At 60.4% G+C, this 17092-nt stretch carries 17 protein-coding genes; 1 reads left to right on the top strand and 16 read right to left on the bottom strand.

From position 1 onward, the window contains the following. Positions 1–510 precede the first annotated feature (510 nt). The 16 genes from C2L64_RS49555 to C2L64_RS49480 form a co-directional block, all read right to left on the bottom strand. Entirely contained in the window at positions 511–1449 is a 939-nt protein-coding gene (locus tag C2L64_RS49555; RefSeq protein ID WP_279614468.1) for a methyl-accepting chemotaxis protein, read from the bottom strand. Beyond that, positions 1349–2080, bottom strand: coding sequence for a cache domain-containing protein (locus C2L64_RS49550; protein ID WP_090836619.1), 732 nt, complete (start codon positions 2078–2080; stop codon positions 1349–1351). Before C2L64_RS49550 ends, C2L64_RS49555 begins: the two co-directional genes overlap by 101 nt. Before the next feature lie 327 nt (positions 2081–2407). Further along, entirely contained in the window at positions 2408–3580 is a 1173-nt protein-coding gene (locus C2L64_RS49545; RefSeq protein ID WP_090836617.1) for a porin, read from the bottom strand. Between the two features lie 160 nt (positions 3581–3740). Then, a complete protein-coding gene (locus C2L64_RS49540) occupies positions 3741–4178 on the bottom strand; it encodes a DoxX family protein (RefSeq protein ID WP_244144597.1) in 438 nt (145 codons plus the stop codon). Between the two features lie 207 nt (positions 4179–4385). Next, positions 4386–4889, bottom strand: a complete 504-nt coding sequence (locus tag C2L64_RS49535) for a cupin domain-containing protein (RefSeq protein WP_143055763.1) — start codon at positions 4887–4889, stop codon at positions 4386–4388. Positions 4890–5099: 210 nt separating this feature from the next. Beyond that, a complete protein-coding gene (locus C2L64_RS49530; protein ID WP_090836663.1) occupies positions 5100–6548 on the bottom strand; it encodes an NAD(P)(+) transhydrogenase (Re/Si-specific) subunit beta in 1449 nt (482 codons plus the stop codon). A 14-nt stretch (positions 6549–6562) separates the two neighbouring features. Then, a complete protein-coding gene (locus C2L64_RS49525; RefSeq protein ID WP_090836614.1) occupies positions 6563–6895 on the bottom strand; it encodes an NAD(P) transhydrogenase subunit alpha in 333 nt (110 codons plus the stop codon). 13 nt (positions 6896–6908) lie between these two features. Beyond that, positions 6909–8051, bottom strand: a complete 1143-nt coding sequence (locus tag C2L64_RS49520; protein ID WP_090836660.1) for a Re/Si-specific NAD(P)(+) transhydrogenase subunit alpha — start codon at positions 8049–8051, stop codon at positions 6909–6911. A gap of 271 nt (positions 8052–8322) precedes the next feature. Continuing rightward, positions 8323–9486, bottom strand: a complete 1164-nt coding sequence (locus tag C2L64_RS49515; protein WP_090836612.1) for a porin — start codon at positions 9484–9486, stop codon at positions 8323–8325. Between the two features lie 253 nt (positions 9487–9739). Next, positions 9740–9994, bottom strand: a complete 255-nt coding sequence (locus tag C2L64_RS49510) for a hypothetical protein (protein WP_090836610.1) — start codon at positions 9992–9994, stop codon at positions 9740–9742. A gap of 125 nt (positions 9995–10119) precedes the next feature. Continuing rightward, the gene (locus C2L64_RS49505) at positions 10120–11085 is read right to left on the bottom strand and encodes an MBL fold metallo-hydrolase (protein WP_090836607.1); all 966 of its coding nucleotides are present in this window, start codon (positions 11083–11085) and stop codon (positions 10120–10122) included. Positions 11086–11169: 84 nt separating this feature from the next. After that, positions 11170–11619: a RidA family protein gene (locus C2L64_RS49500; protein WP_090836604.1), complete on the bottom strand. Its 450-nt coding sequence runs from the start codon at positions 11617–11619 to the stop codon at positions 11170–11172. A gap of 48 nt (positions 11620–11667) precedes the next feature. Further along, positions 11668–12975, bottom strand: a complete 1308-nt coding sequence (locus C2L64_RS49495; RefSeq protein WP_090836601.1) for an MFS transporter — start codon at positions 12973–12975, stop codon at positions 11668–11670. 38 nt (positions 12976–13013) lie between these two features. Further along, positions 13014–13802, bottom strand: coding sequence for an SDR family oxidoreductase (locus C2L64_RS49490; RefSeq protein WP_090836599.1), 789 nt, complete (start codon positions 13800–13802; stop codon positions 13014–13016). Beyond that, positions 13799–14779, bottom strand: a complete 981-nt coding sequence (locus C2L64_RS49485; protein ID WP_167449637.1) for a D-2-hydroxyacid dehydrogenase family protein — start codon at positions 14777–14779, stop codon at positions 13799–13801. Before C2L64_RS49485 ends, C2L64_RS49490 begins: the two co-directional genes overlap by 4 nt. 26 nt (positions 14780–14805) lie before the next feature. Then, positions 14806–15552: an RraA family protein gene (locus C2L64_RS49480; protein ID WP_090836597.1), complete on the bottom strand. Its 747-nt coding sequence runs from the start codon at positions 15550–15552 to the stop codon at positions 14806–14808. Positions 15553–15696: 144 nt separating this feature from the next. On the opposite strand from C2L64_RS49480, the gene C2L64_RS49475 reads away from it, so the two are divergent. Next, positions 15697–16626 carry a LysR family transcriptional regulator gene (locus C2L64_RS49475; protein ID WP_090836595.1) on the top strand — a complete coding sequence of 310 codons (930 nt, stop codon included), beginning with the start codon at positions 15697–15699 and terminating at the stop codon, positions 16624–16626. Positions 16627–17092 lie beyond the last annotated feature (466 nt).

The following is a 17092-nucleotide window of genomic DNA, read 5'->3' as shown; positions in this document are numbered from 1 at the left end:
GCCAACATTTGTTGTGAGCAAATCGCAGAATGCGTTGCGACGCACGATGTGGAGGGTGAGGTTTCAATCGTACCTTAGCAAGCGATCCGCTCGTCACGCTAACTGGAGCATTTCCCTGCAACTGTGCGCCGACGCCAAAGCATCATGCGGAAACGGATACGGCTTTTCGGCGCGTACCGGTGATGTCGATGCGTCGCGACGACTCGTCGCGAACCCTATACGGTTTATAGAAGAATTTCTGTTGCACAGCACGGTACGCGTCGCGGTAGGCGGATCCACAATGCCGTGTTCGGGAAGACTGAAGCGAATGAACCGTCGACAGGATCCCCCAGCGGCGAATGCGATGTGGGATTACCATGAAGCTGTATCTTCCCCGACTACGAGCGGCTCCGCGCAGCCTGCCGTCGTATTCACGGTAGCAGGTGGGACCATTACTCAGATGTTGGGCGGCACGATGGCACGCGGCCTGTCGGGCATCAAGGCGTGTGCGCGGAAATCGACAATGGCGCCTTACCCGCGTTCGTAGCACGGCGCTTTTGCAATGCGAAAGAAGCTCACGGCGTAGCGTAGCTGCTCGGCCTGCTCATCGAGACCAGCGGCAGCGGCGGCTGCCTCTTGTACAAGCGCAGCGTTTTGCTGTGTGACCTCGTCCATCTGTTCGACCGCGATACCAACCTGTTCGATACCCCGGCTCTGTTCGTGTGATGCCCAGGCGATTTCAGCCATGATCGTAGTAACCCGCTCGATTGCCGATTCAATACGGCTCATTGTCTCGCCTGCCCCACGGACGCGCTCCATACCTAGCGTTACGCGCGAGCCTGATGTCTCGATTAGCACCCTGATTTCCTTTGCGGCCGAGCCCGAGCGCTGCGCAAGTAGGCGAACTTCCCCGGCAACCACCGCAAAGCCACGTCCATGGTCGCCAGCGCGCGCAGCTTCCACTGCCGCGTTAAGCGCAAGGATGTTGGTCTGGAAAGCCACACCTTCTATCATCGCGATGATATCGGCCATACGGTCCGAGCTCTCACTGATATCGCACATTGTCCTGACAACGTCCTGGATCATCGCGCTGCCCTCGTTCGCGACACTTCGCGCCTCCTTCGCGAAATCGCTCGCCTGCTCCGCGTTCTCGGAATTCTGCTTCACGGTAGCGGTCAGTTGCTCCATGCTCGCCGCAGTCTGCTGCAATGATGCGGCCTGCTGTTCGGTGCGCGAAGAAAGGTCCATGTTACCGTCGGCGATCTGACCCGCCGCCTCGGCGATTGTCGTCGAGGAAGTTTTTATCGAGATGATGGTATCTGATAGCTGGGCCTGCATCTTCACCAACGAACAAAGCAGACTCGTTTCCTCATTGTGCGTCGTTTCGAACGAAGAGTCGAGGTTCCCCAGAGCGATCTGGTGTGCAACTTCCTGCGCGTAAGCGGGGTCGCCACCAATCTCCCGGCTCACGCTGCGAATGATCCATATCGCGAGCGCCGACGCCAGGAAACCTGGCGACCAGTATCTCCGCTCCCTGCACCAGCGCATTCCGGACAAAGAGCGCATTGATATCATCAACGTACAGACCCGTGCCGACTACCCAGTTCCAGCCGCTCACCGTCCGGACCGCGGATAGCTTTTCAGAATTTGTCCTTGCGCCAGGTTTTGGCGTACTGGTCTGAATGTAGCCGCGACCCATTCGAATTGCCTCGGTGATGCCGGCGAACAACAGATTGCCTTTGGCGTCTCTCAGATTGCCCACGTACGTGCCGACCAACTGTGGGCGGGCGGGATTGAGCAACATGACAGGTTCGCGCGTCGTCACAAAGATGTAGCCGTCCGTCCCGTATCGAAGGCGGCCAAGTTCGGATAGCGCGGCGCTCTGCGCGTCTGCCAGGGTCATCTCTCCAGCGTTGCCCTTGCCCTTGTAGGCTTCGATCACGTGGGCCGCAGCGTCGAGCATAGCGTCGAGCGTGGCCTTGCGATCGTCGAGCAATGCATGACGCTGCTGAAGTACGCTCAGGAAGCCTATCATCGCGAGCGTGATCCAGACGACTCCAACGAGCGACCACAATTTGCAGTGAAATGACAGACGGCTCATGAATTTGTGTTCTCCTTTTCAAACTTGACGATCGTATGCCTGCAACTCCGGCACCCTTCGCCATGTGGAGCGTTGTACAGCGACGTAATGCTGTGCGGATCCGCTATACGTACACCCATCGCACATCGGGTTGGCTTTCGCAGCTTCAGGAACTCCAACGAGGATGGTGGGCCAAGGACGAGAGGAAGGAGCGGCACCAGGCCGATTGCAAGAGCGCGGTATGATTGGACAGGTTGTGTGCTTGAGGGAACTCGCACAAATTCAACGGAAGCAGTCGCTAGACACACATCGCAGCGACCGCCCCACAACCCGCAATCCCAGGCGCCTCTAGAATCGAACGCGAAGCCCGGCACTCGTCAGGAACTGTCGGTTTGTCGCCGAAGCCCCCCCACTTCCCCCGATGAATGCACCGCTAAAAATCGTGCCGGACGCACCGCTTACATGCTGGTATTCAGCCATCAGATAGACATCAGTACTCTTGGACAGCGCATACCCGGTCATCACATTGAACTGGCTCCATCTCGGCTTCGCGTTGATCGAGGCGTTCGAATATCGTCCGTCGGTGAATGTGTACGAGGCGGCCATCGACCACGCAGGCGTAACCAGATAGCGTACGTTCGCCTCATAGTTACTGAAACGAAGATCCGTCGGCGAACCGGTCGAGACCGGTGCGAGCGAATTGCCCCGATTCACGGCAGTTGCATCGGTCAGGACCGATTCGCTCCAGACCAGCCCGAACGTCGCGGCGCCGAGGGCGTAATTAACGCCAGCGCCCCAGACCTGCTGGCGCCTGGCGTGAAAGGTACTGTCGCCCGACGTGCTGGACCCATCGAGCGCGCCGTTAGCGCCATCGCCCAGGTGATCGATCTGCATGAAAGATGCGCTGAGGGTAAGCGGACCCGTGTTGTAGGTAGCGCCGCCACTGAATGCACGATTATCGTTGAACCCGCCCGCACGATTGGACAACGCATAGAGCCCGCCGAATTTCAGGCCGCGATAGTCGACGCTCGCAAACTTGACGGAGTTGTCGAGCCGGAAGAAATCCGAAAAATTGTCATTGTCCATCGGATGGGAGAACTCAAGTCCGCCGACGAAGCTCTGCGCCAGACTGCGCGGTGCAAGATAGTCCACGACCGAGTCATACTGGCGCCCGATCGTGAGCGTGCCATAGCCGGAGTCCGACAGTCCGACCCACGCCTGTCGTCCAAACAGCCGGCCGCCTTGCTGAAGCGCACCGGTTTGACCGGAAAATCCACTTTCCAGCCTGAATACTGCCTTGAGCCCACCCCCGAGTTCTTCAGCGCCCATCATGCCCCAACGGTTGCCAACGATATTCGACGAAGAGGCAAACACATTGCTGTGACCCGTTCCTCCCGCCGTCTTCTGGTTACTGACATATGAAATGCCATTGTCGAGTATGCCGTACAGCGTAACGGAACTTTGGGCCTGAGCCGCAGTGCATATGAGAATGCCTGATGCAAACGCGAACTGCTTTTTCATTCATCGTCTCCATTTATTTCGTTCTTATGTTATGTACTACGAACTTAATAGCTAATTTTACGATTGGCGTTGCACCACAACGAACGGGTTGAGCCAAACCTGCTATCCCGCGGGCCTGGCCTCTTCTAGGTGACGAGCCCGGTCGGACCCGCTGGGTGGCTCAGACTCCGGAAACAGCCCGTCGTTTTGGCTGTATCGCGGTGGCGACGGACATCCCCAATAACCCGCCGGCAATCGACAGGTTCTTCCAGAACTGGAAGGCCATCTCGTCGTGGGCGAGCGGATCGTCGACCAGCCAGAACGGATGCCCGACGAACGCCGTGAAGATGGTGTACAACGCGAGATAAGGCGCCAGCAGCCGCAAGCGAACGCCAAGTATCAGCAACAGGCCACCGACAAGATCGGTGGCAATCGATGGCGCCGCCAGGACTGCCGGTATGGGCATGCCCTTCGAAGCGAGGTAGCCAACGAATCCGCTATAGGCCAGCAGGTTCTTGATCCCGCCGCAAATGAACGGCACCGACAGCAGGACACGCGCTGCGGATAACACGACTGCGTCGAGACGGTAATCGGGTGTTGCAGTCAGTTCGGCTTTCAATGGGTTCTCCTCTTTCCTGATCTGGAATGCGGACACCGTGTGGCGGCCAGTTACGTGACGACCGTCCGTTGATGCCGCTTCGGTGATTGGGTCTCTACTTGCCTGAGCCAGGGTCTCCGGTCAGGGTTTGCCCAATTGTCGGGAGCGCGGAGCAGGTTAGCGGCTTGCCTGCGGCGCGCTTATGCTTTCCGCGGTGACACTGGCAGCCTACTTGGCCGGTTTCGGCGCCTCGGCGGGGTTCGCATAGGTTGTGCCGCTCGGACCGTAGCCGGTGATCGCGACAACTACTGGCTCATCCCCCGTCTCGCCGAAGTGGTTCGCGTGGGCAGGTTCCGTGTAGATGCCTCCGGGTGGCAACGCCCTGAGCCCCGCCTCGTCATATCTGTCGCCAAATCCGATGCGGAAGGTTCCCGAAAGGACCGTCACGAAGCGCGAATCCGGGTGCGAGAGCGGCATGATGCGTTTGTGCGGTTCAAGACGCAGCAGCACGGTATAAAGGCCTGGCTTCGTCGGATCGCCGTAGAGGACCTGAGCGCTCTGGCCGCTGACCTGCGACACGCCGACAGTCTTCGACGCGCTCTGGTTGATCGAGAGTTGCTGGGGTGTTGCGATGAAAACCCCCATCGGCGCACCTGCCGCCTGGGCCACGTCAATCCCACCCTGCGTCAGCAGGGCCACAGTCAGCACCAGGTACCGCAAAGTCGACTTCATGTTCACTCCTTCGTCGCGAAAAATGCTTCCAGGCAAACCCTCAGGTTCAGTCATGGAAGCGGGTTGGAAACTGAAGACAGCGCAGCGATACGGCGATCCATAACGGAAATCGGATCAAGCCGACGAGGCCTGCGCCACGATTAGAATTGGCTGCAACTGATCGACCGCTGTTTCAGTCCGCGCGGACATGGGGCCCGTCATCGGAGCCGGCTAGGCGGCCTTGATCATCTCCTCGATCACCTTCTTCGCATCACCGAAGACCATCATGGTCTTGTCCATGTAGAACAGATCGTTGTCCAGACCGGCATAGCCCGCTGCCATCGAACGCTTGTTGACGATCACCGTACGCGCCTTGTACGCCTCGATGATCGGCATGCCCGCGATCGGCGACTTCGGATCGTTCTTGGCCGCCGGATTCACGACGTCGTTCGCGCCGAGCACCAGCACCACGTCCACCTGGCCGAACTCGCCATTGATGTCCTCCATCTCATGGACGATCTCGTACGACACTTCCGCTTCTGCCAGCAGCACGTTCATGTGCCCCGGCATCCGGCCTGCGACGGGGTGGATCGCGTATTTCACGTCGATGCCCTTCTCTATGAGCTTGTCTGTCAGTTCCTTCAGCGCGTGCTGAGCACGCGCCACGGCCAGCCCATACCCCGGCACGATAACAACAGTCTCGGCATTGCCGAGCATGAACGACGCATCTTCCGCCGACCCCGACTTCACAGGCCGCTGCTCCGCCGAGCCACCCACCGTCGCCGCGCTCGCTTCACCGCCGAAGCCGCCCAGAATCACGTTGAAGAACGATCGGTTCATCGCCTTGCACATGATGTACGACAGAATCGCACCCGACGAACCCACCAGCGATCCGGCAATGATCAGCATCGCGTTGTTCAGCGAGAAGCCGATGCCCGCCGCCGCCCAGCCCGAGTACGAGTTCAGCATCGACACGACGACCGGCATGTCCGCGCCGCCGATCGGGATGATGATCAGCACGCCCAGCGCAAACGCGATCAACGTCATGATGATGAACGGCAGCCACGATTGCGTGAGGAAGAAGATCACGCCGAAGCCGACCATCGCGATTGCGAGCAGCAGGTTGATCAGATGCTGACCGGGATAAACGACAGGCGCGCCCTGGAAGAGCCGGAACTTGTACTTGCCCGACAGCTTGCCGAACGCGATCACCGAACCGCTAAACGTAATCGCGCCGACGAACGTGCCAATGAACAGCTCGATCCGGTTGCCGTACGGCAGGAAACCCGGAATGCCTTCCTCGGCGCCGAGGCCGAACGCAGCCGGTTCCGACACCACCGCATACGCGATACACACGGCAGCCATACCGATCAGCGAGTGCATCGCCGCGACCAGTTCCGGCATCTTCGTCATCTCGACGCGCGCGGCGACGAACGCACCGATCCCGCCACCGACAACCAGCGCAACGAACACCAGCGAAAGACCCAGCGACAGATTCGAGCCGAGCACGGCCGCCTGCTTCGAGATCAGCGCGACGGTCGTAAGAATGGCGATCGCCATGCCGATCATGCCGAACATGTTGCCCGTGCGCGCGGTCTTCGGATTGGACAACCCCTTGAGCGCCTGGATGAAGCAGACGGAGGCGATCAGATAGAGGAGCGTCACGACATTTCCGCTCACAAGGTTCAGATTCATCATGCTGCCTCCCGCCAGCTACCAGGACCCGCGATCTTCTTCGGCTCCTTCTTCTTGAACATCTCCAGCATTCGCCTCGTGACGAGGAACCCGCCGAACACATTCACCGCTGCAAGCGCGACGGCAACCGTGCCGAAGAACTTGCCCGTGCCGCCGACCGTCAGGCCCGCCGCGAGCATCGCGCCGACAATGACAATGGCCGAAATCGCATTCGTCACGGCCATCAGCGGCGTATGCAGCGCCGGTGTCACGTTCCAGACGACGTGGTAGCCGACGTAGATCGCCAGCACGAAAATGATCAGGTTGATCACGGTATGGTTGATGACTTCCATCACCCGTCTCCTCTTATGCCTTGCGCGTGACTTCGCCGTCATGCGCGACCAGCGTGGCCGCGACGATGTCGTCCGCGAGATCGATATTGAACGTGCCTTCCTTCGTGATGGTCAGCTTCATGAAGTCGAGCAGATTGCGTGCGTACAGTGCCGAGGCGTCCGACGCGACCATCGACGCGAGGTTCGTATACCCCGCGATCGTCACGCCATGCTTGACGACGACCTTGTCGGCTTCCGTCAGCGGACAGTTGCCGCCACGCTGCCCTTCGTACTCGGGGCCGCGTCCCGCAGCGAGGTCGACGAGTACCGTGCCTGGTTTCATCGCCTGCACGGTTTCGACGGAGATCAAGGTCGGCGCGGCACGCCCGGGAATCAGCGCGGTGGAAATCACGATGTCGGCCTGCTTCGCCCGCTCGTGAACCAGCGCAGACTGGCGCGCGAGCCACGATGGCGGCATTGGCCGCGCGTAGCCGCCGACGCCAACGGCCGCTTCGCGTTCCTCATCGGTTTCATAAGGCACATCGAGGAATTTGCCGCCCAGCGATTCGATCTGCTCCTTCACGGCAGGACGCACGTCCGACGCTTCGATCACGGCGCCAAGGCGCTTTGCGGTCGCGATCGCCTGCAAGCCCGCGACGCCCGCGCCGAGAATCAGCACACGCGCCGCTTTCACGGTGCCTGCCGCCGTCATCAGCATCGGCATGAAGCGCGGGTAAAGATCGGCGGCGAGCAATACTGCCTTGTAGCCCGCAATGTTGGCTTGAGACGACAGTACGTCGAGGCTTTGCGCACGTGTGGTGCGCGGCGCGGCTTCGAGCGCGAACGCAGTTATGCCTGCAGCTGCAAGCCTTGATGCGTTCTCGACATTAAACGGCTCCAGCATGCCGACCAGCACCGCGCCGCGTTTAAGAAGCGGGAGTTCTGAATCGGTGGGGCTTTGAACCTTGAGAACGATCTCTGCGCCGAACGCGGTCGGCGCATCGACGAGTTCTGCGCCCGCAGCTGCGTACGCGTCGTCCAGATAGCTCGCGGCCGTTCCTGCGCCGCTCTGTACGCGCACTCTATGTCCCTGCGACACGTACTTCCTGACCGTCTCGGGCGTCGCGGCGACGCGTGTTTCATACGGTCGCGTCTCCGTGGGTATTCCGATCAGCAACGACATCTCCTTTGCAATTCCCGCGCAGATTCGCGCAAAAGGGCTGACTTCCACCTCACCAGGTCGAAACCAGCTGTGATCCATGTAACGGGTAGTAAACCTTTTCCTGCTTAAGGCACGACCACCGTCCGGCCAGTCACTGCGGACGGCTAACGTACCTATTCCGACGGCCAATGTGGTGCTGCAAACGACGGCATGAGCGGCCGGTCATCGGCCGCACATGACGCAGGGCTACATGCCGCGCAGCGCATGCCCGCGCAGCGCCCCAGGCTTAAAACTTCGAGCGGATTCCTACAATCGCGGCCACCTGATTCTGCGACGATGACGGAGACAGGGTGGTGATCTGAGCGGTGGCCTTCGCACCGAAAGAGTTGGTTCCGGAAGCATGCTGATAGATGCCGACCGCGTAAAGGTCTGTCCGCTTTGACAGGGCGTAGTCGGCACCCAGCATTGCCTGATGGGTTTTTTCGGCCGTGACGCTGTAACCCTTCGTGTAGTCATACGCAGCGGCGACCAGCAACGCCGGCGTGAGCTGATACTTGAAGTTCGCTTCAGCGTTATGGAATTTCGCGTCGCCTGACCTGGGCGATCCGGCCGGCTGCCCGGTCACCGCTGTTTCACCCAGCCCGCGGAACTGCGTATTGCTGTATGTCGTCCCGAAAGTGGCCGCACCAAGCGTATAGGCCGCACCGGCTGTGGCAACCTGCTGGGTTCTGGCCGACGCGAAACCGGAGTACACCTGCGATCCCGACATATTCGTCGCGGTGGTGGACGAAGTGGCGTTGTTACCGAAGAACGAGAAGTTCGGATTCTTCACGTTCAGGTACGCCACGCCCAGCACAAGCGGACCCTGGGCATAGTTGAACCCGGCCGACCAGATCTGGTTGCGGTTGAAATTGCCCGCAACGCCACCGAGACTGTAGAGGCCGCCAAAGGTCAGGCCGCTGTAGTTCGCACTGGCGAACTTGATTGCGTTGTTGACCCGGTTTGTGTTGTTCATGTTATCCAGGTCGCCCGGGTGGCCGCCATATAAGCTTGCCCATTGACTGGCGGCCTCGAGCGCGCCGGTGTAGTCGACGACGGAATCGTACTGCCTGCCCAATGTGATCGAGCCATACTGGTCCGACCTGATGCCAACGTAGACCTGACGCCCGAACTCATCACCACCCTGATTGAGACGTCCCGTATACGGATTGAACCCATTCTCGAGCACGAACAGGGCCTTCAGCCCTCCGCCCAGATCCTCGCTTCCACGCAGCCCCCAGCGGCTGCCCTGGATGTTGCCGGAGCTCGCGGCAAAGAGCTTCTGTCCGCCTACATTGTTTGTGTACGCGAAGCCTGCATCAATGAGTCCATACAGCGTGACGCTGCTTTGTGCTCTCGCCGTACCCGCGATTGTTCCGACGGCAACGAGAACAAAGATTGCCTTCTTCATGACGTCTCCTTTCCTATTACAGCATATTAATTAGTACTACTATTTTCTTGCCATACATTTACGTGCAAGTTTGACCAGATCAGCACCCATACGGTGTATCCGACCGGAAGGGGAATACCTGCCTGAACTGCTTTTGGAGTTAGCCGTGTCGCGTTATCCGATCCGAATGGCAGGCGAAGGCGACAGTATCCAAGGTGCTGACCATCAGGTGACGTGCGCGCCGATTTCCCGCATTCGGTGCTGGCGTGGTGAGTTAAAAGTTTGCCGCATTGTAGGTGGCGCGCATTGCCGGCCGTTGTCGATTCGGTGGGAATATGCGCCAGGCGCCGTCCTGGTGGCGAAAGAAGAACAGCGCGACCGGACCTGTCGCCCCTAATGTCTCAACGCATACATAGCATTCGTGTCTGGATCGCCTGTTTCTGAACTCGGTGACCCGAACCCCGGTCGCCGGATCGGGGGCGAGCCAGTGCTCGACCATCTCGCGCAACGAGCTTTTCGCGCTACCCATGATCCCTCCTTCACCTCACTTGACACCACGGTCCTGCTTACGCAGGTGGGATACAACTTGTCCCACGCTGACCAAATCCCCCCCGACATATGCAATGCTTAGCTGTGAACTTCTAACTCGGGACGTTAGGACAGGGGCACAAAAGCGTAGCTCCTGTCATCGCTGCTGCGCACGTGACCGAGCCCAGGAAACGGCAGATGCGCGCCCCCTATCATGTATCGGTGCCGTGCCGCGTCACCGAAGACGCGCCAGTGCTCCTGTTCGGCCTCCGTCCGGTCGACGTCGTATCCGATCGTGACGCCCGGATCTGCGAACTGCACGGCAGCGACATGGACAATGTCGCCCCACAGCAGAAGCTTCTCGCCCCGGCTTTCCACCTCGTACATCGTGTGACCCGGGGTATGCCCGTAGGCTGGCCGCGCCCGGATTCCGGGAATGAGGTCGGCGAGGCCCTCGAATGTCCTCAACCTGCCCGCCTGGATGTACGCAGACAAGGACACCACCGCGGCCTCGAAGAAGCGCCTGGCTGCGGCAGGCGCATTACGCATGTTCTCCTCGCTCAGCCAGTAGGCGATATCACGTTTGTCGGCGCGAATGATCGCGTTCGGAAACGCCGGCAGGTTTCCGGACATCAGACCGCCGATGTGGTCGGCATGCATGTGTGTCAGACAGACCTCATCCACCTGCTCGGGCCGGTAGCCCGCAGCGCGAAGATTGCCTGAGAGTCTGCCGGTGTGGGGTCCCAGTAGCGAGCCTGCCCCTGCATCGATGAGCACCAGCCGGTCGCCCGTGTTCACCAGAAACGAGTTGTGGGAGGTCTCGACCTGCTCGCCCAGAAAGTTGCTGTTCAGGGCATCGGCGATTATCGATGGATCGCCCTGCAACAGCTTCGTCGCCGCAAGCGGACTCTTGCCGTCAGAGAGCACGGTGACCTCATAGTCACCCACCATCAGGCGATAAAACTCCGGGCTTTCGCTCCTGACCATGGGAACGCCCGCAAGCAGGGGCCCGCTGATTGCGCACCCCATGCAGATGCATGCTGCCGCGAGCAGGGAGCGTCGGGTAAGGCTGATTGATCTGTCATCGGTCATTGTGGTCTCCTCGCGTTCTCGACTGTCATGGGCTTCACTTCGGCTTGCATTCCGGTTCCGGCACGGCGGAATGCTTTTCCGGCGTCAGCTGGCGCTGTCGATGAGCGCGATGAAATCGCACTGAATGAGCGAAGGCCCTTCCGCGTGCAGCAGCTGTGAATGTCGAGCTGGCCGCGAGTCAGAATCCGGGAACATCTGCACCCATTCGTCGTTCAAAGGGCCCCTGTTGTTGCGGTCGCGAACAAAGAACGTCATCTTGATGATGTCCCGGGTGCTGCCCCCGGCAGCCTCCACGATCGTCTTCACGTTTGCAAACAGGAGCGCACACTGGGACAGCAGATCTTCCGGTATGACGCGGGTCACGCGATCGGTCGGGTGAATCGCGCTGGAAACGATCAGGTTGCCGATCCGGCAGGCGTTGGGCACGGGAAACGTGTGGGCAAGGCCCTCAACGGTGACGCTCCTGCGGCGGCCGGTAGCTATCGCCTCTTGCGCTGCCACCTCACGCGTATCGGCTGTGTTCGATTGAGTCATCTTTTTTCTCCTGTCATTCTTGCGTTGTTTGTGGCGTCACGGGACCGTTCAGGGTTTGCCGGGAGCGGGTTGCTCCTTTACGTCAATCGACCGGTCGCCCCGTTCTGCGGGCTGCCCAAAGCCTGACGTAAGGCTGATGCCTTTCGTTTCAGGAAGCAGCAGCGTTGCGACGATTGCCACGCTGTAGCCAAGCAGCGCCACCGACCCGATGGCCTCGGCCAAAGTGATCCGCTGTGCCAGGATGCCGATGCAGGCGACGGCGACGGCGCCGGCCGCCTTGCCAAAGTTGTAAGCGAAGCTCTGACCGCTGCCGCGTACCGCGGTCGGAAACAGCTCCGTGAAGAACGGGCCCAGAGCGGCGTAGTTGCCAATCGTGAAGAAGCCAAACGGCACGCCCATCACAATGAGTCCCCAGCCCGACAGCGGCAGGAACATATAGGCAATCGTCACCAGCCATGAACAGATCAGAAACAGCTGGAAGGTACGGCGCCGGCCGAGCACATCGGACAGATACGCGCTTGCCAGGAATCCAAAGAAGGAGCCCCCCGTCACCAGGAAAACGTAATAGCCGGAGGCGCTGGGCGAAAGATGACGAACCGTTTTCATGAACGTCGGCAACCAGTTGACAATCGCCCCGCCGACACCGATTACGCCGAATGCCAGCAGCGACGCCAGGACGGTCACCCGCAGCATGCTCGGGCGGAAGATGGCGCCCAAGCCCGGGACTTCGCCGCGCGCTTCGGTCGCAGCGCGGGACTGACGGTAAAGTTCCGGCTCCTCGATCTTTCGACGCAGGTACAGCACCAGAAAACCGGGCAGCACGCCGATCAGCAGCAACGTCCGCCAAGCGTATTCCGCCGGTACGTGGGCCAGGACGACACCGGCCAATAGCGCCGCCGCGCACCAGCCCACGCCAAAGCCGCTTTGAACCGTACCGACCGCCTTGCCGCGATGGGCGGGCCGGATGATCTCGCCCATCAGCACGGCACCGGCTGCCCACTCACCGCCGAACCCCAGTCCCTGCAGCACCCGCACCGCGATGAGCTGCTCGAAGTTCTGCGTAAAACCCGCGATGAAAGTGAAAACCGAAAACCACAGGATGGTGAATTGCATGACGCGTACGCGACCGAAGCGGTCTGCCAGATAGCCGCAGGCCCAGCCGCCTACGGCGGCCGATGTGAGCGTCGCCGTGGCCAGGTAGCCAGCTTGCGCCGTGGTCATGCCCCAGACGGCGATCAGCACCGGCAGCACAAAGCTGAAAAGCTGTGCGTCCATTGCGTCCACGGCCCATCCCGCAAAACATCCCCAGAACGTGTCCCGCTCCCGTTTGGTGAGCTCACGATACCAGCTGAACATCTCGTCTCCTTGATCTTTGCTTTGCCTGCTTCAGCAGGTCACACGACGAGCGGCGTCAATCCGCCATCCATGGTGAGCGATGCGCCCGTCACGTAGGATGCGCGTGCACTTGCGAGAAAGAGCGCCGCGTCCGCCACCTCCTCCGGATTGGCGTAACGCCCGAGCGGGATGCGCTTGATGTTCTGACGGAGAATGTCTTCGGGCGAACTGCCTGTCGCTCTTGATTCCGCCTCCAGTGACATCTGCACCCGGCCGGTCATCGTGGCGCCAGGGTTGATGACATTGACGCGGATGCCGGCATGTCCCCAGGCTGCAGCGAGACCCGCCGAAGCCAGCATCAGGGCTGCATTCGCTGCGCCACCCGGAATGTGGATCGGTGAAGCGACCTTGCCTCCCGTGCCGATGATGTTGACAACCGAGCCGGCACCACGGGCGACCATGCGTGGCAGGACGTAATCCATCACATTCATATACGTGAAGAACTTGGCGTCCATTGCAACGCGCCATTTGTCGGGTGTCAGTTCGCCCGGCGGCACGCGCACCGCGCCCCCTGCCGAATTGATTAGCATAGCGATGGATCCGACCTGCTCTTCGACCGCAATCACGGCGCGTTCGGCCGCCGCGCTTCTGGAAAGATCTGCCGTGATCGGGGTGACGTCGACGCCTTCTGCTGCGAGCGCGGCCTGGGCGGCGCCAAGGTTCTCCGCACTGCGCGACACGATCACCACACGGGCGCCCTCCTTCCCGAATGCCCGTGCGCAGGCGAGACCGATACCTTTGCTGCCGCCTGTGATCAGAACTACTTTCCCGTCAAGTTCGAGGTTCATTGATGCTCCTGTTTCAGCACGTCCGGATTGTGGACGCTGATCGGTGCGCCCTTGGAGAAGGCCACGATCTGTTCGAAGGCGTTCCCGTAGGCAAATTCATAGTTGTCGCGCTCGACGTAGCCGAGATGTGGTGTACACAGGGCATTCGGCTGCAACAGCAAGGAGTCGGATGGATCGGTCAACGGCTCGTGCTCGAACACGTCGACAGCCGCTTTACCGGGCCGACCGTCGCGCAGGGCGGCAACCAGCGCTCCCGGTTTGATGAGCTCCGCGCGACTCGTGTTGACCAGCAGTGCGGTGGGCTTCATCCGGGCGAGCTCGTCGGCGCCGATCAGGCCTGCTGTTTCTGCATTCAGGCGCAGGTGCAGGGTGAGCACATCTGATTGCTCAAAAAGCGCCTCTTTACTCGTAGCGACCGGCAAGCCTTCTGCCTTCGCCCGGTCCAGAGACCCCTGTCGGCCCCAGACCAGCAACTCCATGCCGAATGCGACGCCGATGCGTGCAACCATCGAACCGAGCCGGCCAAAGCCATAGATCCCGAGCGTGCGCCCGCGCAAGCCGAGCCCAACCGTGCTCTGCCATACGCCCTGGCGCAGGGCCGCGCTTTCGAGCGGGATGTTGCGCATCGCCGCCAGAATCAGCCCCCAGGTGAACTCCACAGTCGGGTAGGACGGGCGCTGCGTCAGCGCCGAGGAGACAAGGACGCCGTGGCGTGTGCATGCAGCGAGATCGATATGCGGTACGTGCCCGTTCTGGCTGATCAGCTTGAGATTCGGCAGGCGGTTTAGCAGCGCTTCGTCTACTCTCGTCCGCTCGCGCAGCAGCACCAGCACGTCGGCATCGGCCAGTCGCCCGGCCAGCACATCGATATCCGCTACGGCATCGTTCCAGACGGTAATATCGTGGCCCTGCAGCGTACTGAAGCAGTCGAGCGTACGCACAACATCCTGATAGTCGTCGAGGATTGCGACCCGCAGTCTCGGAAATTGGTTGGTCATGAAGTTCACTCTTTGCTCGGCAGATCGGCGACGGCGGTACCTGCGTCAATAGCCAGGCACTTCTCGAGTTCGAAGTTGGCTTTCGCCAGCGCGCGCTCCGCCACCTCCTCCGCCCGTGCGATCGGGATGAAACAAATCCCCGTTTCATCTGCGACGACAATATCGCCGGGCGAGACACGGACGCCGGAGATCTGGATGTCGCCGTTGATCTCCACGGTTTCGATGCGCCATTTCCCCGTGACCGGGGTAATCTCGGTAGCCCAGATCGGATAATCGGCGCGACGCGAATGCCCGACATCACGGATGCCACCGGAGACGATCGCGCCCGCCTCGCCCTGGCGCTTGCCCGTCTGAGCAGAAATGCCGCCCATGTTAGATACGCCGGCAACACCATCGATCACAACGATGTCGCCCGGCAATGCCAGGTTGTGTGCCTCGAACTCCGCCATTCGGTTCACCTGGCGACGGGCCGTCTCGTAAACGTGCTCACGCTGCATGACATTACGCACGGTCAGCGCCGGCCCGACGATGCAGGCGTGCGGCAGCGTGGGCTTCAGAACCGAAGCGCCGATGGCGCCGGTGATGCCCATCTCGTCCATCACGTCGGCGATGACGCTGGTGGCGTCCGCGATTCGCTTGAACTTTTCGATCAGTCCTTGGGGAGGGCGGGGTGTGCGGAACATACGGATACGGTCAGCACTAATCTTCCCGGTCAGTTTCGGCACTGCGTCAACGGTTTGAGTGTCATTCATGGGACGAATCCTGGTGATATATTGGAACGGTCGTCGGTTAGAGCCGCGCGCTCGGTGCTGGCTGTTGTCCGCAATAATTGCCCAAAAGGGCTAGGCCGTCTAATTCAGATTTAGGGGGGACGGTCATCACTCAGGTGAATAATCATGCGTCTCGATCTGAATCTCCTCGTCGTCATCGAGGCCATCATGCTGGAGCGCAACGTGACGCGCGCCGCAGCCAGCCTGTCGATGAGCCAGCCGGCCGTCAGCAACGCGCTTAGGCGAGCCCGGGCCCTGACAGGGGACCAGCTTTTCCTCAAAGCCGCGGACGGCGTGCAACCGACCGCCAGGATGCTGGCCATCTGGCCCGAGCTTCATCGCGCACTGGCAGTGGTCCGGACGTCCATCGCGCCAGCGCGCTTCGATCCACGCACGGACCCGACCAGCTTTCGGATTGCAGTGACGGACAGCCTCGCTGGCGAAGCTGTCAGCGACATATCACTAAAGCTTCATTCGTTGTCGCCCTTTGCCCGGGTGGCATTTTCCTTTCACACCAATGCGAGTTCTCTTGAGGCAATTGAGCGCGGCACGCTCGACTGCGCCATCGGAATGTTTCCGGCGCTTCCGCGAGATATCCATGTGCAGGGACTTGGGACAGACCACTATGTGTGCGTGATGAATTCAGGACACCCACTGCGCCAGGAAATGAGCCTTGAGCAATTCGTTTCTGGTTCGCACGTGCTGGTGACGCCCTCCGGAATGGACCTTGGTGTCATTGATGGCTGGCTGAGCCTGCACGGGAAGACGAGATCAATCTCGGTGGTCGTCAATCACTTCGTCGATGCATTGCGAATCGTCGCGGGAAGCGATCTGCTAACGTGTGTACCCGGCGGGTTTCTCAGAGGGCATGGCCAGACCCTGGTCAACCAGCATCGACTGGTCGTCCGCGAGCTTCCATTCGAAACCGAGAGACTGGTCTACAAACTTGTCTGGCATGAACGGGTTCATACCCGCCCCGCTCATCAGTGGTTCCGCTCGCTCATCGCCGATGCCTGTAGGATTGAGCAGGAGACACCAGCGGAAAAAGCCGAATGACGTGTGATTGAAGATAAGCGAAGACGTCTCACGACGGCGGGATGGATCGCCAACCCCCTCACAACAAAAATTTGGCGTGACAACCCAGAACCTTGAATGGACGATTTTCCGAATGTCGAAGTACCGTTTGGCAAAGCGTCCGGTCTGACACCATCGTTTTATGGCAGGGGCCGATTTGGTTTTTCTGACCTGCTCTTGAAGACCAAGGGCGAACAGAGCCCCGTCATTACCGTCGTTCACTTCTGGTTCAACGCCCCAATAATTTGTGCCCCTATCGCGGCAGCGCGGCGTCGAATCTCGTTCGGGTAGCCGTGGGCGAGAGCGTGCAAAACTTGGGGAGGTCGATTTCGTCAGGACTCCGTGACTCACGGCATGATTGCACGGTCTGTGCTGTCCGTTCGCGAGAGCACGCCTGCTGACGCTGGCCCGATGCATTTTCCGCAACCCGAGTCAGCAATCTTGAGCG

Source organism: Paraburkholderia hospita, from assembly GCF_002902965.1.
Classification (GTDB): Bacteria; Pseudomonadota; Gammaproteobacteria; order Burkholderiales; family Burkholderiaceae; genus Paraburkholderia; species Paraburkholderia hospita.
The sequence above is the reverse complement of the archived record's forward strand: the minus strand, read 5'-3'. Positions and strand labels throughout refer to the sequence as shown.

Bases quoted from the DNA above. Each gene is read 5' to 3' on its own strand.
- C2L64_RS49545 (WP_090836617.1), bottom strand. From the start codon at position 3,580: ATGAAAAAGCAGTTCGCGTTTGCATCAGGCATTCTCATATGCACTGCG.
- C2L64_RS49490 (WP_090836599.1), bottom strand. From the start codon at position 13,802: ATGAACCTCGAACTTGACGGGAAAGTAGTTCTGATCACAGGCGGCAGC.
- C2L64_RS49550 (WP_090836619.1), bottom strand. From the start codon at position 2,080: ATGAGCCGTCTGTCATTTCACTGCAAATTGTGGTCGCTCGTTGGAGTC.
- C2L64_RS49495 (WP_090836601.1), bottom strand. From the start codon at position 12,975: ATGTTCAGCTGGTATCGTGAGCTCACCAAACGGGAGCGGGACACGTTC.
- C2L64_RS49535 (WP_143055763.1), bottom strand. From the start codon at position 4,889: ATGAAGTCGACTTTGCGGTACCTGGTGCTGACTGTGGCCCTGCTGACG.
- C2L64_RS49515 (WP_090836612.1), bottom strand. From the start codon at position 9,486: ATGAAGAAGGCAATCTTTGTTCTCGTTGCCGTCGGAACAATCGCGGGT.
- C2L64_RS49525 (WP_090836614.1), bottom strand. From the start codon at position 6,895: ATGGAAGTCATCAACCATACCGTGATCAACCTGATCATTTTCGTGCTG.
- C2L64_RS49500 (WP_090836604.1), bottom strand. From the start codon at position 11,619: ATGACTCAATCGAACACAGCCGATACGCGTGAGGTGGCAGCGCAAGAG.
- C2L64_RS49480 (WP_090836597.1), bottom strand. From the start codon at position 15,552: ATGAATGACACTCAAACCGTTGACGCAGTGCCGAAACTGACCGGGAAG.
- C2L64_RS49475 (WP_090836595.1), top strand. From the start codon at position 15,697: ATGCGTCTCGATCTGAATCTCCTCGTCGTCATCGAGGCCATCATGCTG.
- C2L64_RS49505 (WP_090836607.1), bottom strand. From the start codon at position 11,085: ATGACCGATGACAGATCAATCAGCCTTACCCGACGCTCCCTGCTCGCG.
- C2L64_RS49510 (WP_090836610.1), bottom strand. From the start codon at position 9,994: ATGGGTAGCGCGAAAAGCTCGTTGCGCGAGATGGTCGAGCACTGGCTC.